General features: G+C 74.5%; 17 protein-coding genes. 16 read left to right on the plus strand and 1 reads right to left on the minus strand.

Annotation, left to right across the window (positions count from 1 at the left end):
* The first annotated feature begins 17 nt into the window (after positions 1 to 17).
* The 11 genes from HUT06_RS16450 (at position 18) to HUT06_RS16500 (ending at position 9,258) form a co-directional block, all read left to right on the plus strand.
* Entirely contained in the window at positions 18 to 929 is a 912-nt protein-coding gene (locus HUT06_RS16450; protein ID WP_176196541.1) for a site-specific tyrosine recombinase XerD, read from the plus strand.
* A gap of 190 nt (positions 930 to 1,119) precedes the next feature.
* Entirely contained in the window at positions 1,120 to 1,986 is an 867-nt protein-coding gene (locus HUT06_RS16455; RefSeq protein WP_254715767.1) for a ParA family protein, read from the plus strand.
* Between the two features lie 41 nt (positions 1,987 to 2,027).
* Complete coding sequence (locus HUT06_RS16460) at positions 2,028 to 2,663, plus strand: hypothetical protein (RefSeq protein ID WP_176196543.1); 636 nt, start codon at positions 2,028 to 2,030, stop codon at positions 2,661 to 2,663.
* Between the two features lie 121 nt (positions 2,664 to 2,784).
* Entirely contained in the window at positions 2,785 to 3,654 is an 870-nt protein-coding gene (locus tag HUT06_RS16465) for a ScpA family protein (RefSeq protein WP_254715214.1), read from the plus strand.
* Positions 3,647 to 4,216 (plus strand): SMC-Scp complex subunit ScpB, encoded by a 570-nt coding sequence (gene scpB / locus HUT06_RS16470; RefSeq protein ID WP_176196545.1) that lies wholly within the window; start codon positions 3,647 to 3,649, stop codon positions 4,214 to 4,216. The genes HUT06_RS16465 and scpB overlap by 8 nt, the downstream gene beginning before the upstream one ends.
* 8 nt (positions 4,217 to 4,224) lie before the next feature.
* Complete coding sequence (locus tag HUT06_RS16475; RefSeq protein WP_176196546.1) at positions 4,225 to 4,956, plus strand: pseudouridine synthase; 732 nt, start codon at positions 4,225 to 4,227, stop codon at positions 4,954 to 4,956.
* Between the two features lie 22 nt (positions 4,957 to 4,978).
* Positions 4,979 to 5,341 (plus strand): chorismate mutase, encoded by a 363-nt coding sequence (gene aroH / locus HUT06_RS16480; RefSeq protein ID WP_176196547.1) that lies wholly within the window; start codon positions 4,979 to 4,981, stop codon positions 5,339 to 5,341.
* A 38-nt stretch (positions 5,342 to 5,379) separates the two neighbouring features.
* Positions 5,380 to 6,471: a prephenate dehydrogenase gene (locus tag HUT06_RS16485; protein WP_302931808.1), complete on the plus strand. Its 1,092-nt coding sequence runs from the start codon at positions 5,380 to 5,382 to the stop codon at positions 6,469 to 6,471.
* A gap of 317 nt (positions 6,472 to 6,788) precedes the next feature.
* Entirely contained in the window at positions 6,789 to 7,451 is a 663-nt protein-coding gene (gene cmk / locus HUT06_RS16490) for a (d)CMP kinase (RefSeq protein WP_254715215.1), read from the plus strand.
* Between the two features lie 35 nt (positions 7,452 to 7,486).
* Entirely contained in the window at positions 7,487 to 8,872 is a 1,386-nt protein-coding gene (gene der / locus HUT06_RS16495) for a ribosome biogenesis GTPase Der (RefSeq protein ID WP_176196548.1), read from the plus strand.
* Between the two features lie 179 nt (positions 8,873 to 9,051).
* Entirely contained in the window at positions 9,052 to 9,258 is a 207-nt protein-coding gene (locus HUT06_RS16500; protein ID WP_176196549.1) for a hypothetical protein, read from the plus strand.
* Here HUT06_RS16500 and HUT06_RS16505 read toward each other — a convergent pair.
* Positions 9,255 to 9,869 carry a hypothetical protein gene (locus HUT06_RS16505; protein WP_176196550.1) on the minus strand — a complete coding sequence of 205 codons (615 nt, stop codon included), beginning with the start codon at positions 9,867 to 9,869 and terminating at the stop codon, positions 9,255 to 9,257. The two genes, HUT06_RS16500 and HUT06_RS16505, sit on opposite strands and share 4 nt — an antisense overlap.
* Positions 9,870 to 9,994: 125 nt before the next feature.
* Between HUT06_RS16505 and HUT06_RS16510 the strand changes: the two genes are divergently transcribed.
* The 5 genes from HUT06_RS16510 to HUT06_RS16530 all read left to right on the plus strand — a co-directional run bounded on the left by HUT06_RS16510 (position 9,995) and on the right by HUT06_RS16530 (position 14,311).
* Positions 9,995 to 11,125, plus strand: coding sequence for a nucleoside 2-deoxyribosyltransferase domain-containing protein (locus HUT06_RS16510; RefSeq protein ID WP_176196551.1), 1,131 nt, complete (start codon positions 9,995 to 9,997; stop codon positions 11,123 to 11,125).
* Between the two features lie 93 nt (positions 11,126 to 11,218).
* A complete protein-coding gene (locus HUT06_RS16515) occupies positions 11,219 to 11,632 on the plus strand; it encodes a molybdopterin-binding protein (RefSeq protein WP_176196552.1) in 414 nt (137 codons plus the stop codon).
* Positions 11,629 to 12,411: a molybdate ABC transporter substrate-binding protein gene (modA, locus tag HUT06_RS16520; protein WP_176196553.1), complete on the plus strand. Its 783-nt coding sequence runs from the start codon at positions 11,629 to 11,631 to the stop codon at positions 12,409 to 12,411. Before HUT06_RS16515 ends, modA begins: the two co-directional genes overlap by 4 nt.
* Positions 12,408 to 13,220, plus strand: coding sequence for an ABC transporter permease (locus HUT06_RS16525; RefSeq protein ID WP_176196554.1), 813 nt, complete (start codon positions 12,408 to 12,410; stop codon positions 13,218 to 13,220). Before modA ends, HUT06_RS16525 begins: the two co-directional genes overlap by 4 nt.
* Positions 13,217 to 14,311 (plus strand): ABC transporter ATP-binding protein, encoded by a 1,095-nt coding sequence (locus tag HUT06_RS16530; protein ID WP_176196555.1) that lies wholly within the window; start codon positions 13,217 to 13,219, stop codon positions 14,309 to 14,311. The genes HUT06_RS16525 and HUT06_RS16530 overlap by 4 nt, the downstream gene beginning before the upstream one ends.
* Positions 14,312 to 14,379: the final 68 nt, after the last annotated feature.

The raw sequence follows: 14,379 nt of genomic DNA on the forward strand, positions 1-14,379 counted from the left end.
CCGCGCTCGACTCGGCCGTGCGCACCTACCTGGGGCACCTGGCCGTCGAGCGCGGCCTCGCCGCCAACACGCTCAGCTCCTACCGCCGCGACCTGCGGCGCTACGCGCGGGTGCAGGACGCGCGCGGCCGCGCCGCCATCGGCGACATCACCGAGGAGGACGTCCGCGCGTTCCTGCTCGGGCTGCGGGAGGGCGACCCTGACCATCCGCCGCTGTCGGCGGGGTCGGCGGCGCGCGCGCTCGTCGCCGTGCGGGGCCTGCACCGGTTCGCGCTGCGGGAGGGCCTCGCGCCCCGCGACCCCGCGCACGACGTCAAGCCGCCGACGCCGCCGCGCCGGCTGCCGAAGGCGATCTCGCTGCCGGAGGTGGAGCGGCTGCTCGCGGCGGCGGCCGGGCCGTCCGGCGAGCGCGGCGCGGCGCGCGGCCTGCGCGACCGGGCGCTGCTGGAGCTGCTGTACGGGTCGGGCGCGCGGATCTCCGAGGCCGTCGGCCTGGACGTCGACGACCTCGACCTGCGGGACGGGATCGCCCGCGTCGCGGGCAAGGGCGGCAAGGCCAGGGTCGTGCCGATCGGCGACTACGCGCGCGAGGCCGTGGACGCCTACCTGGTGCGGGCGCGGCCCGAGCTGGCCGGGGCGGGGCGGGGCGGCCCGGCGCTGTTCCTCAACGCGCGCGGCGGGCGGCTGTCGCGCCAGGGCGCCTGGATGGTGCTGCGCGCCGCCGCCGACCGCGCGCAGCTGTCGCAGGTGTCGCCGCACACGCTGCGCCACTCGTTCGCCACGCACCTGCTGGACGGCGGCGCCGACGTCCGCGTCGTCCAGGAGCTGCTCGGGCACGCGTCGGTCACGACGACGCAGGTCTACACGCTGGTGACGGCGCAGCTGCTGCGGGAGGTCTACGCGACCTCGCACCCCCGCGCGCGGAGCTGACCGGGGTGCGCAATCGGGCAGGAACGGGACGGACCGGTCGCGGCACAAATCGCGACGTTCGGCGCGCGTCGGCTTGTGACCCGGGATGGACGGCCCTAGAGTCCCGGTTCTGGATGGCATTTCCGGGCCGCCGGGGAGGGATCTGGTGACCAGCACAGACGGTGCGGAGGGAGTCCTTTCCTCCGCCACCATAGAGACCGATCCGAGCCGGGCCCTCGGGCCCACTCAGCGACCCGTGCCGGTGTTCCCGGAACCGGAACCCCTGGCCGAGCCGGGGCCGGCGCGGATCGTGGCCGTCTGCAACCAGAAGGGCGGCGTCGGCAAGACCACCACGACGATCAACCTGGGCGCGGCGCTCGCCGAGTACGGCCGCCGGGTCCTGCTCGTCGACTTCGACCCGCAGGGCGCCCTGTCGGTCGGCCTCGGCAAGGGCGACCCGCGCCAGCTCGACGTGACGATCCACAACCTGCTGCTCGAGCACGACACCGAGTGGGAGGACGTCGTCATCGAGACCGGCGTCGACGGGATGGACCTGCTGCCGAGCAACATCGACCTGTCCGGCGCGGAGGTCCAGCTCGTCCACGAGGTCGGGCGCGAGTACATCCTCCAGGGCGCGCTGAAGTCGGCGGTCCCGCACTACGACTACATCCTCATCGACTGCCAGCCGTCGCTCGGCCTGCTCACGGTCAACGCGCTGGCCGCCAGCGAGGGCGTGCTGATCCCGCTGGAGTGCGAGTACTTCGCGATGCGCGGCGTCGCGCTGCTGATGGAGACGATCGACAAGGTCCAGGGCCGGATCAACCCGGAGCTGGTCATCGACGGCGTCCTCGGCACGATGTACGACTCGCGGACGCTGCACACCCGCGAGGTCCTCGGCCGCATCGTCGAGGCGTTCGGCGACAAGGTTTTCCACACCGTCATCAACCGGACGGTGCGCTTCCCGGACGCGACCGTCGCCGGGGAGCCGATCACGTTCTTCGACCCCAGCTCGATGGGAGCGAACGCCTACCGGAGCCTCGCGCGCGAGGTCCTCGTGCGGTGGGCCGAGGCCGAGTGACCCGGCCCGGCGTTCCCCGATCCCCCTGACGGAGCGCGCACATGGGACACCCCCCGCCCATCCCGTACGGCCCGCCGCCCGGCGCGCCCCCGCCCACCGCGCCCCGCCGCGGGCCGGGGCCGCTGGTCTTCGTGCTGATCGCCGCGGCCGTCGCGGTGCTGCTGCTGATCACCGGTGCCGTCGCCTACGTGATCGTCACCGGCGACGACGGCGACTCCGGGCCGGCCGCCTCCGGGCCGGTCGACCTCCGCGAGCCGCTGACGTTCTCGCTGGTCGACGAGGTGTCGCAGCCGCCGTGCAAGGCCGGTGCCCGCACCGTCGCCGGCGACACGTCCTGCTACACCTTCGGCGGCGACGAGCTGACCGTGCGGCGGCTGGAGGCGGTGAAGGCGGTGGCGCCCGACCCCGCGCGCGGCGCGCCGGGCTGGACCGTCCAGCTGACGCTCAACGACGCGGACCGGCCCGGCTTCGCCGCCCTGACCGGCAAGGCCGCGCAGGGGTACGCGAGCCGGGCGCCGAGCGGCCGGATGGGCATGCTCATCGGCGAGACGCTGATCTCCCCGCCCGCGCAGGTGATGCAGGCCATCACCGGCGGGCAGGTGCAGATCACCGGCCCGGCGGGCACGTTCACCCGCTCCTACACCGAGGGCCTCGTCCGCCGGATGACCGGGCGGTAGCGCCGGGCGGTAGCGCCCCGTCACCGCCCGTGGCCGCCGATGGTGCGAGCCGCGCGGCGGGCATGGGACGATGTGGCCGGTGAGCACAGCGCGGGAGAAGTCCTCCGCTACCGTGAGCGACGTGGCGGACACGTCGCCCGAGCCGGGGCGGGAGGAGGACGGGGAGCAGCAGGGCTTCCGCGTCCACCTGGACAACTTCGAGGGCCCGTTCGACCTGCTGCTCGGCCTGATCTCCAAGCACAAGCTCGACATCACCGAGGTGTCCCTGCACAAGGTCACCGACGACTTCATCGCGCACATCCGGTCCTACGGCCGCGAGTGGGACCTGGACCAGGCCAGCCACTTCCTGCTGGTCGCCGCGACCCTGCTCGACCTGAAGGCCGCCCGGCTGCTGCCGTCCGGCGAGGTCGACGACGAGGAGGACCTGGCGCTGCTGGAGGCCCGCGACCTGCTGTTCGCGCGGCTGCTGCAGTACCGCGCCTACAAGGAGGTCGCGAAGGTGCTCGCCGCGCGGATGGCCGAGGCGGCCCGGCGCTTCCCGCGCCTGGTGCCGATGGAGCCGCGGTTCGCGAACCTGCTGCCGGAGGTGCTGCTCGGCCTCGGCCCGGAGGAGTTCGCGCGGCTCGCCGGCAAGGCCCTGGCCCCGAAGGCGCCGCCCGCGGTGTCGGTCGAGCACATGTACCAGCCGAAGGCCAGCGTGAAGGAGCAGGCCGCGATCGTCGTGGCGCTGCTGCGCCGACTGCGCCGCACGACGTTCCGCGTCCTGGCCGCCGACGCGGAGGGCACCTACGAGGTCGTCGCGCGGTTCCTGGCGCTGCTGGAGCTGTACCGGGAGCAGGCCGTCCTGTTCGAGCAGGACCAGCCCCTCGGCGAGCTGCACGTGATCTGGACGGGCGCCGACGACGGCGACGTCGAGGTGGGCGACGACTACGAGGGCGCCCCGAAGAAGGACGCCGCGCGAGAAGAGGAAGACGGGCGAGACGATGAGTGAGGACCCCGGCGCGCAGGCGCCGGAGCCGGGGCTGCGCGCCTCGATCGAGGCGATCCTGCTGGTGGTGGACGAGCCGGTCACCGAGATGACGCTGGCGCAGCTGCTGGAGCGCCCCCGCGGCGAGGTCGCGGGGACGCTGCGCGAGCTGGCCGCGGAATACACCGGGCAGGGCCGCGGGTTCGATCTCAGGGAGGTCGCCGGCGGATGGCGGTTCTACACCCGGGACGTGTGCGCCCCGGTCGTGGAGCGGTTCGTCACCGACGGTCAGCAGGCGCGGCTGACGCAGGCCGCGCTGGAGACGCTCGCCGTCGTCGCCTACCGGCAGCCGGTGAGCCGCGCCCGCGTGTCGGCGATCCGCGGCGTCAACAGCGACGGCGTCATGCGGACGCTGACGCTGCGCGGCCTGATCGAGGACGCCGGGCAGGACCCGGAGTCACAGGCCCACCTGTACCGCACGACCGGGTACTTCCTGGAGCGGCTCGGGCTCCGCGACCTCGACGAGCTTCCGGAGCTCGCCCCCTACCTGCCGGACGACCTGCCCGACGACATAGTGGACGATTGAGGATTTCCGTGACCGAGAACGAGGGCGTGCGGCTGCAGAAGGTCCTGGCCGAGGCCGGGGTCGGCAGCCGCCGCCACTGCGAGGAGCTGATCGGCGAGGGCCGCGTCACCGTCGACGGGAAGAAGGTGTTCCGGTTCGGCGAGCGCGTCGACCCGCGGACCGCCGTCATCCACGTGGACGGCAAGCGCGTCGAGACCCGCGCCGAGATGCGGTACTACGCGATCAACAAGCCGCGCGGCATCGTGTCCACGATGTCGGACGAGCGGGGCCGCAAGTCCCTCGCCGACTACGTGGAGGTCCCCGAGCGGCTGTTCCACGTCGGCCGGCTCGACACCGACACCGAGGGCCTGATCCTGCTCACCAACGACGGGGAGCTGGCGCACCGGCTCATGCACCCGTCCTTCGGCGTCGACAAGACCTACCTGGCGGAGATCCACGGCCCGATCCCGCGCGACCTCGGCAAGCGGCTGAAGGCCGGGGTGACGCTGGAGGACGGGCCCGCCAAGGCCGACCGGTTCCGGATCTTCGACCAGGTCGGACGGCGCGTCCTGGTGGAGATCACGCTGCACGAGGGGCGCAAGCACATCGTCCGGCGGCTGCTGAAGGAGGTCGGGTTCCCGGTCCAGCAGCTCGCCCGCATAGAGTTCGGGCCGATCAAGCTGGGCTCGCTGAAGCCGGGCGGGATGCGCGCGCTCAGCGTGCGGGAGGTCGGCGAGCTCTACAAGGCCGTCGGGCTGTAGGACACGGAAGGGGAGGACGACTGTGGCGGTACGCGCGGTCCGCGGGGCTACGCAGATCGACGCCGACGACCGGGACCAGCTCCTGGAGGCGACGGCGGAGCTGGTCGCGGAGGTGATGGCCCGCAACGGGCTGAGCACCGACGACGTGATCAGCGTCATCTTCACGGTGACGCCGGACCTGACGGCGGAGTTCCCGGCGCTCGCCGCCCGCAAGCTCGGCTTCCACGAGGTGCCGCTGCTGTGCGCGACCGAGATCGGCGTGCCCGGCGCGCTGCCCCGGGTGATCCGGCTGATGGCGCACATCGAGACCGACCGCCCCCGCTCGGACGTCCAGCACGTCTACCTGCGCGGTGCGACGGCGCTCCGGCTCGACATCGCGCAGTAGCGCGGGAGGCAGTGTGCGGGGCGCAGTAGGGTTTCGGCGTGAGTGAGGACGTGGTGGCCCGGCGCATCGTCGTCGTCGGGACGGGCCTGATCGGGACGTCGATCGCCCTGGCGATGCGCGAGCGCGGCGCCGAGGTGCTGCTGACCGACCGGGACGCGGCGGCGCTGTCGCTGGCGGTGGAACTGGGCGCCGGTGAGGCGCTGCCGGACGGGGCGCACGACGGGCCCGCCGACCTGGCGGTGCTGGCGGTGCCGCCGGCCGCGGTGGTGGTGACGCTGCTGGACGCGCAGAAGCGCGGCCTCGCGACCGCCTACACCGATGTGGCGAGCGTGAAGGCGCTGCCGCTGGCGCAGGCGGCCGAGCTGGGCTGCGACCTGACGACGTTCGTGGCGGGGCACCCCCTCGCCGGGAGCGAGCGGTCCGGGCCGAGCGCGGCGCGCGCCGACCTGTTCCTCGGCCGCCCGTGGGCGCTGTGCGCGCCCCCGGAGGCGACGCCGGAGACCGTCGCGGCCGTCACGGGCCTGGCGAAGGCGTGCGGGGCGATGCCGGTGCGGGTGGACGCCGCCGAGCACGACCGCGCCGTGGCGCTCGTCTCGCACGGCCCGCACGTGGTGTCGGCGGCGGTCGCGGCCCGGCTGACCGGCGCCGACGACGTCGCGCTGGGCCTGGCCGGCCAGGGCGTCCGGGACGTCACCCGGATCGCGGCGAGCGACCCGCGGCTGTGGATCGGCATCCTGTCGGCGAACTCCCAGCCCGTCGCGGACGTGCTGGAGGCCGTCGCGACCGATCTCGCGGTGGCCGCGTCGCTGCTGCGCGACGGCAGCGAGGAGGCCGCCGCCCACGTGGCGGACCTGCTGCTGCGCGGCAACGCCGGCCGCGCTCGCATCCCCGGCAAGCACGGCGGCGACCAGCCCGCCTACGCGACCGTCCAGGTCGTCATCCCCGACCGCCCCGGCGAACTGGCGATGATCTTCCAGGCGGCGGGCATCGCGGGCGTCAACATCGAGGACGTGACGATAGAGCACTCCCCGGGCCGCCCCCTCGGCGTCCTGGAACTGGCGGTAGTCCCGGAGGCCGCCGACCGCCTCGCCTCCGAACTCCGCGCGCGGGGCTGGTCGGTGCCGGGCTAACCGACGCCCGCAACGGAGCGCCAGCGGAGTGGAGGGCGGCGGTTAGCCCCCTTTTCGGGGGTCTGGGGGTTGTCCCCCAGAGGTGATTCGTCCGACGCCCGCAACGGAGCGCCAGCGGAGTGGAGGGCGGCGGTTAGCCCTCTTTCGGGGGTCTGGGGGTTGTCCCCCAGAGTGACGCGCCTGCTTCTGGGGACCGGTAGCCTGGTTCGTCGGGGGATTTGCGGGGGCTCTGCGCCGTGCGGCGGTGGGGTCGTGCCCGTTCTCGTCCGCCGGCCAGGGGCCGGCGGGTGCTCCGACGACGAAGAGAGGGAGCGATCGTGCCGCTCGTCATCGCCATGGACGGACCCTCCGGTTCGGGCAAGTCCAGCGCGTCCAAGGGCGTCGCCCGCGCGCTCGGGCTGCGGTACCTGGACACCGGGGCCATGTACCGCGCCATGACGTGGTGGATGCTGGACCAGGGCGTGCCCGTGCAGGACGGCGCCGCCGTGGCGGCGCGCGCCGGGGAGCCGGAGATCGTGTCGGGCACGGATCCGGACGCGCCGGCGATCACGGTGGACGGGGCGGACGTGTCCGGGCCGATCCGCACTCGCGAGGTGACGAACGCGGTCAGCGCGGTCAGCGCCGTCCCGGCGGTCCGTGCCCGGCTGGTCGAGCTGCAGCGGGAGGCCATCGGGGCCGGCGGCATCGTGGTGGAGGGGCGCGACATCGGCACGGTCGTGGCGCCGGACGCGGCGGTGAAGGTGTACCTGACGGCCAGCGAGGAGGCGCGGGCCGCGCGCCGGGCGAAGGACCTCGCGGCCGACCCGGGGGCGTCGGTGACGGTGACGCGGGCCGAGCAGGCGCGGCGGGACCGGCTGGACTCCACCCGGAAGGCGTCGCCGCTGACGAAGGCGGCGGGCGCGCACGAGATCGACTCGACGGAGCTGAGCCTCGCCGAGGTCATCGAGGCGGTCGTCCGCCTCGCCAAAGAGCATGAGTGAGCGGGCGGCCTGAGGGCCGCCCCGGGGACAGGGCAGTGAGCGATTACGAGATCGAAACGGTGGACGTCGTCGAGGACGTCGCCGGGGACGCGGGGCCGGCGCCGGTGGTGGCGGTGGTCGGGCGGCCGAACGTCGGCAAGTCCACCCTCGTCAACCGGATCCTCGGCCGCCGCGAGGCCGTCGTGGAGGACGTCCCGGGCGTGACCCGCGACCGGGTCGCCTACGACGCCGCGTGGAGCGGGCGCCGGTTCACCGTCGTCGACACCGGCGGGTGGCTGCCCGACTCGTCCGGCCTGGCCGCGGCGATCGCGGAGCAGGCGCGGCTGGCGGTCGACCTGGCGGACGTGGTGATGTTCGTGGTGGACGCGACCGTGGGCGCGACGGACGTGGACGAGGCCGTGGTGGAGATCCTGCGCCGGTCCGGCAAGCCGGTGGTGCTGGTCGCCAACAAGGTCGACGACGTGGGCGCCGAGTCGGACGCGGCGCTGCTGTGGTCGCTCGGCATCGGCGAGCCGCACCCGGTGAGCGCGCTGCACGGGCGCGGCAGCGGCGACCTGCTCGACGCGGTGCTGGCGGCGCTGCCGGAGGAGGCGCCGGCGGAGACGTTCGGCGAGGCGGGCGGACCGCGCCGGATCGCGCTGCTCGGCCGTCCGAACGTGGGCAAGTCGAGCCTGCTGAACAAGCTGGCGGGGGAGAACCGCGCGGTCGTGGACTCGGTGGCGGGCACGACCCGCGACCCGGTGGACGAGCTGATCGAGCTGGGCGGCGAGACCTGGCGGTTCATCGACACGGCCGGGATCCGGCGGCGGCACCGGGAGAACCAGGGCGCCGACTTCTACGCGACGCTGCGCACGCAGTCGGCGCTGGAGCGTGCCGAGGTCGCGGTCGTGCTGGTGGACGCCGACCAGCCGCTGGCCGAGCAGGACCTGCGGATCATCTCGATGGTGGTCGACTCGGGCCGCTCGCTGGTGATCGCCTACAACAAGTGGGACCTGCTGGACGAGGAGCGCCGCCACTACCTGGAGCGCGAGATCGACCGGCAGCTGCACAACGCGCGCTGGGCGCCGCGGGTGAACATCTCCGCCAAGACCGGCCGGCACGTGGAGAAGCTGGTGCCGGGCATCGAGACGGCCCTGGCGGGCTGGGAGACGCGGGTCCCGACGTCGAAGCTGAACCAGTTCTTCGCCGATCTGGTGAACTCGCATCCGCACCCGGTGCGGGGCGGCAAGCAGCCGCGGGTGCTGTTCGCGACGCAGGCGGGGGTGCGGCCGCCGCGCTTCGTGCTGTTCACCTCCGGGTTCCTGGAGGAGGGCTACCGGCGCTTCATCGAGCGGCGGCTGCGCGAGGAGTTCGGCTTCGCCGGGACCCCGCTCGACATCACGATGAAGATCCGCGAGAAGCGCGGAAAGAACCGCAGGTAGCGAAATATTCGGCACGCGGCCCGGCCGGGGATCTTTCCCGGACGGGCCGCGGCATGTCAGGATGCTCCTACGGACGTCGAGTAAGTCTTCCATTACTCGGGGATCCGTGCCGGAACTTGGTGGACGTCCGGGGGGACCTGGGTCCCCCCGGACATCAGGGCGCGGTCGAGGGGTGCGACGTGAAGCTCTTGCTGCTCATCTCCGTTGCCGTCGCGTGCGTGGCGCTCAGCTTCGCCTGGCGGGAGCCGTGGATCGGCGGCGTCGGGCTGCTGATCGCCTTCGTGGCGATGTTCACCGACCGCGACGACGTGCGGACGGACGACGAGCGCGGGAGCTACGAGACCACCAAGGCGGTCCGCAACATGCGCAGCCGCGACCGCCACTAGCGTTCGTAGCGCCGCTCGCCCGCGACGGGCTGGTCGTGGCCGGGCTGCGGCTGCTGCGGCACGCGTCCGGTCTGGTTGTCGCGCGCGTAGCGGCCGTGCGCGATGGGCTGCGTGGCGGTCGCCCCGCCCGCGGCGCCGGCGCCGGCCCCGCCTGCCGTCCGCGCCGCCTCCCGCGCGCCGAGGACGGCGAACCGCCCGAGCGCGAGCGCGGCGAAGAACACGATGACCACGCCGAGCCCGGTGAAGCCGGCGAGCTGCTCGGCGACGATCTGGCCCCGGCCGGTGCCGAGCGGGGTGCCGATGCCCGTGACGTCCCACAGCCTGGCGAGCAGCGGGCCGACGGCGAACCAGGCGCCGCCGAGCACGGCCAGCCAGCCGCCGAACATCGCGACCGCGCGGTTGGCGCTGAAGAGCAGGATGAGCCCGCCGAGGACGGTCGCGGCCGCCGGGGCGATGCTCAGGACAAGTCTGTCGGTGGTGTAGACCCAGGTGTCGTCCGGTGCGAAGCCGAAGCCGAAATAGGGGCCGGCGAAGGGCAGCAGGCCGCCCCACAGCCCCAGCAGGATCAGCATGACGCCGCTGAGGACGCCCCGGGTGCGAGGTGCTCGCATGATCCCAGTCATGATCATTCCTCCTGACCGGGCGTGTCCGGATTCTGTTTGAGTCACCGTTTACCCGGTGCGGGGCGGCCCACACGGCTCTAAGACCCATACATGGCCAATAAGGGAGCATTTCCATGGAAAGCGGCATTGTGGTCGTCTACGCGCGGGAGGAGCCGCCGGACCGGTGGGACGCCGCCGTCTTCCTCGCCGGGCCCACGCCCCGCTCGCCCGGCGTCCCGTCCTGGCGGCCGGGCGCGGTCGCCGAGCTGCGCCGCCGGTGGCGGGCACCGGGGCGGCTCGCGGTGTTCGTCCCGGAGGACCGGCACGGCCGCTACCCCGACTACGGCGGGCAGGTGGAGTGGGAGGAGCGCTGCCTGCACCTGTCCGACGAGGTGCTCTTCTGGGTGCCGCGCGACCCGGCCACCATGCCCGCGCTCACCACGAACGTCGAATGGGGGATGTGGCACGACAGCGGCCGCGTGGTGTTCGGCGCGCCGCCTGAGGCGCCGGGGAACCGCTACCTGCTGCACTACGCCGCCAAGTTCGGGGTGCCCGCGGCGACGGACCTGGGCGGGACGGTGGCGGCGGCGCTCGACCGGATCGGCGCGGGCGCGCCCCGGGCCGGCGGCGAGCGCGAGGTGCCGCTGCTGCTGTGGCGCGACGAGGCGTTCCAGTCCTGGTACGCGGGGCAGCGGGGCGCGGGCAACGTGCTGCTCGGCGCGCGGGTGGTGTTCCGGTTCGGCGTGTGCTGGGGCCTGCACGTCCGGATGCGCGTCACCGCCGAGGACCGGGTGAAGGACAACGAGGTCGTCATCGGGCGCCCGGACGTCTCCGTCGTCGTCCTGTACCGGCGCGGCGCGACGCTCGACGAGACCGAGGTGGTGCTCGTCCGGGAGTTCCGCGGCCCCTGCGCGGCCGGGTTCGTCCACGAGGCGCCGGGCGGGTCCGGCGCGGGCGGGCCGGTGCGGACGGCGCTGGCCGAGGTCGCGGAGGAGACGGGGCTGGCGCTGGCACCGGAGCGGCTGCGCGCCCACGGGGCGCGGCAGGTGAACGCGACGCTGTCGGCGCACCGCGCGCACCTGTTCTCCGCCGAGGTGACCGCGGACGAGCTGGAGCGGCTCCGGGAGTCCGGCCCGCACGGGATCGCGGCGGACGGGGAGCGCACCTACGTGGAGGTCGCCACGTACGGGCGGCTCCGGCGGGAACCGCCGGTCGACTGGGCGAACCTCGGAATGATCACCGAGGCCCTGCTGGACGGCCGCTGACCGCAGATGCGAGCCATAAAAGGCGATACAGGCCGCATCATCCGGACGTATGGCGTCCTTCCCCTCGTATCTGCGGTTGGCTAAGCTGCGCCCGTGACCACGTTCAGGATCAGCGAGGCGGCGGCGCTGCTCGGCGTCAGCGCGGACACGGTCCGCCGCTGGGTGGACGGCGGGCGGCTCCCCGCCTCCCGGGACGAGCACGGCCACCGGCGCGTGCCGGGCGCCGAGCTGGCCGCCTTCGTGCGGGACCAGGCGCGCGGGGCCGCGCCGCCCGACCAGCCGGAGCGGTTCTCCTCGGCCCGCAACCGGTTGCGGGGGATCGTCACCGACGTCGTCCGGGACGGCGTGATGGCGCAGGTGGAGATCCAGGCGGGCCCGTTCCGGGTCGTGTCGCTGATGAGCCGCGAGGCCGCCGACGACCTCGGCCTCCGGGTCGGCGTGGTCGCCGAGGCGGTGGTGAAGTCGACCAACGTCGTGGTCGAGGTCGCGGAACCGGGAGCATCATGATCAAGAAGGCGCTGCCGGCCGCGGCCCTCCTGCTCGTGGCCCTGGCGGGCTGCGGGGACGTCGAGGAGGGCCCGTCCGGGACGGGCGGCGGCGGGAAGGGCGGCGGCGGAACGCTGACGGTCTTCGCGGCGGCCTCGCTGACCGAGGCGTTCACCGCGCTCGGCAAGGAGTTCGAGTCGGCGCACCGGGGCGCGACGGTGCGGTTCAACTTCGGCGGCAGTTCGACGCTCGCGCAGCAGATCACGCAGGGCGCGCCGGCGGACGTGTTCGCGTCCGCGAACCCGGCCACGATGAAGACGGTCACCGACGCCGGCGACGCCGCCGGGACGCCCCGGGTCTTCACCCGCAACCGCCTGGTCATCGCCGTCCCCGCGGACAACCCCGGCAAGGTGGCCGCGGTCGGCGACCTGGCGGAGCCGGGGCTGAAGGTCGTCCTGTGCGCCGTGCAGGTGCCGTGCGGGTCCGCCGCGAAGACCGCGCTCGGCGCCGCCGGGGTCGAGGTGCGGCCGGTGTCGCGGGAGAAGGACGTCAAGGCCGTCCTCACCAAGGTCGGGCTGGGCGAGGCCGACGCCGGGCTCGTCTACCGCACCGACGCCAGGGCCGCGGGCGGCAGGGTCCGGGCCATCGAGTTCGCGGAGGCGGCGAGGGCCGTCAACGACTACCCGATCGCCGAGGTCGCCGAGGCCCCGAACGCCGCCCTCGCCAAGGAGTTCATCGCGCTCGTGCTCGGGGAGCGGGGGCGGGCGGCACTGGCCGGGGCGGGCTTCGAGGCGCCGTGAGGCCGGTGGGGGAGGCCGACCGGCCGCCGGGCAGGCCGCCGTGGGTCCTGCTGCTGCCCGCGCTCGCCGGGCTGGCGTTCCTGGTGCTGCCGCTGCTCGGGCTGCTCGTCCGGGCGCCGTGGTCGACGCTCGGCACCCGGCTCGCCGAGCCCCAGGTGCTGGACGCGCTGCGCCTGTCGCTGCTCAGCGCCACCCTCGCCACCTGCCTGTGCGTGCTGCTCGGGGTCCCGCTGGCCTGGACGCTGGCCCGCGTCCGGTTCCCCGGCGTCCGGCTCGTCCGGGCGCTGGTGACGGTCCCGCTGGTGCTGCCGCCGGTCGTCGGCGGCGTCGCGCTGCTGCTCGTCCTCGGGCGGCGCGGGCTGGTCGGCGGCTGGCTGGACGAGGCGTTCGGGATCACGTTCCCGTTCACCACCGCGGGCGTCGTGCTGGCCGAGACGTTCGTCGCGATGCCGTTCCTGGTGATCAGCGTGGAGGGCGCGCTGCGCGCCGCCGACCTGCGCTACGAGGAGGCCGCCGCCACGCTCGGCGCCGGCCGCTGGACGGTGTTCCGCCGGGTCACCCTGCCGCTCGTCGCGCCCGGCGTGGCGGCGGGCGCGGTGCTGTGCTGGGCGCGGGCGCTGGGGGAGTTCGGCGCGACGATCACCTTCGCGGGCAACTTCCCGGGCCGGACGCAGACGATGCCGCTCGCGGTCTACCTGGCGCTGGAGACCGACCCGCAGGCCGCGATCGTGCTCAGCCTCGTCCTGCTGGCGGTGTCGGTGATCGTCCTGGCGGCGCTGCGGGACCGCTGGGTGGGGAGCGCCACATGAGCGAAGCGGACCGGGGGGTGCGGGGGGCCGTCCCCCCTCGGCGGGCGGCGGCGGGGCTGGACGCGCGGCTCGTGGTGCGCCGGGCGGCGTTCGACCTCGACCTGCCGCTCGCCGCCGCGCCGGGCGAGGTCGTGGCGCTGCTCGGCCCGAACGGCGCCGGGAAGAGCACCGCGCTGCGCGCGCTGGCCGGGCTCGTCCCGATGGCGGACGGCCACGTCCGCGTGGACGGCGAGGACCTGCGCCCGCTGCCCCCGGACCGCCGCCGCATCGGCATGGTCTTCCAGGACTACCTGCTGTTCCCGCACCTCAGCGTGCTGGAGAACGTCGCGTTCGGGCCGCGCTGCCGGGGCCTGACCCGCCGCGCCGCGCGCCGCGCCGCCGCCGGCTGGCTGGAGCGGGTGGGGCTGGCTGAGTACGCCCAGGCGCGCCCGCGCACGCTGTCGGGCGGGCAGGCGCAGCGGGTCGCGCTCGCCCGCGCGCTGGCCGTCGACCCGGGCCTGCTCCTGCTGGACGAGCCGCTCGCCGCCCTGGACGCCCACACGCGGCTGGAGATCCGGGCCGCGCTGCGCCGCCACCTGGCGGGGTTCGCGGGCGCGGCGGTGCTCGTCACCCACGACCCGCTGGACGCGATGGTGCTGGCCGACCGCATCGCGGTGGTCGAGGACGGGCGGCTCGTCCAGGAGGGCGCGCCCGCGGACGTCGCGCGCCGTCCCCGCACCGACTACGTGGCCCGGCTCGTCGGGCTGAACCTGTACCGGGGGCGGGCCGAGGGCGGGACCGTCGCGATCGGCGACGGCGGCGCCACCCTGGACACGGTGGACTCACCCGGCGGTGAGGTCTTCGTCGCCTTCGCGCCGTCCGCGGTGGCGCTGTACCGGACGCGCCCGGACGGCAGCCCCCGCAACCTGTGGCGCGCCCGCGTGGCCGCGGTCGAACGGCACGGGGACCGGGTCAGGGTGCGCCTGTCCGGGCCGCCTTTCGACGCCGTCGCGGACGTGACTCCGGCCGCCGTCGCGGAACTCGAATTGTCGGAGGGCACCGCGGTGTGGGCCGCCGTCAAGGCCACCGAGACCCACGTTTACCCAGCTTGAGGCGGCCCGCGCGGAGGTTCGGCGAGGTGGCGGGCATCACGCCCGGTTCCGCGTGAGAACAATCACAA

Origin of the sequence: Actinomadura sp. NAK00032, assembly GCF_013364275.1 — a bacterium.
In the GTDB taxonomy this organism is placed as follows: Bacteria; Actinomycetota; Actinomycetes; order Streptosporangiales; family Streptosporangiaceae; genus Spirillospora.

Bases quoted from the DNA above. Each gene is read 5' to 3' on its own strand.
- HUT06_RS16530 (WP_176196555.1), top strand. From the start codon at position 13,217: ATGAGCGAAGCGGACCGGGGGGTGCGGGGGGCCGTCCCCCCTCGGCGG.
- HUT06_RS16510 (WP_176196551.1), top strand. From the start codon at position 9,995: ATGGAAAGCGGCATTGTGGTCGTCTACGCGCGGGAGGAGCCGCCGGAC.
- HUT06_RS16505 (WP_176196550.1), bottom strand. From the start codon at position 9,869: ATGCGAGCACCTCGCACCCGGGGCGTCCTCAGCGGCGTCATGCTGATC.
- HUT06_RS16460 (WP_176196543.1), top strand. From the start codon at position 2,028: ATGGGACACCCCCCGCCCATCCCGTACGGCCCGCCGCCCGGCGCGCCC.
- modA (WP_176196553.1), top strand. From the start codon at position 11,629: ATGATCAAGAAGGCGCTGCCGGCCGCGGCCCTCCTGCTCGTGGCCCTG.
- scpB (WP_176196545.1), top strand. From the start codon at position 3,647: ATGAGTGAGGACCCCGGCGCGCAGGCGCCGGAGCCGGGGCTGCGCGCC.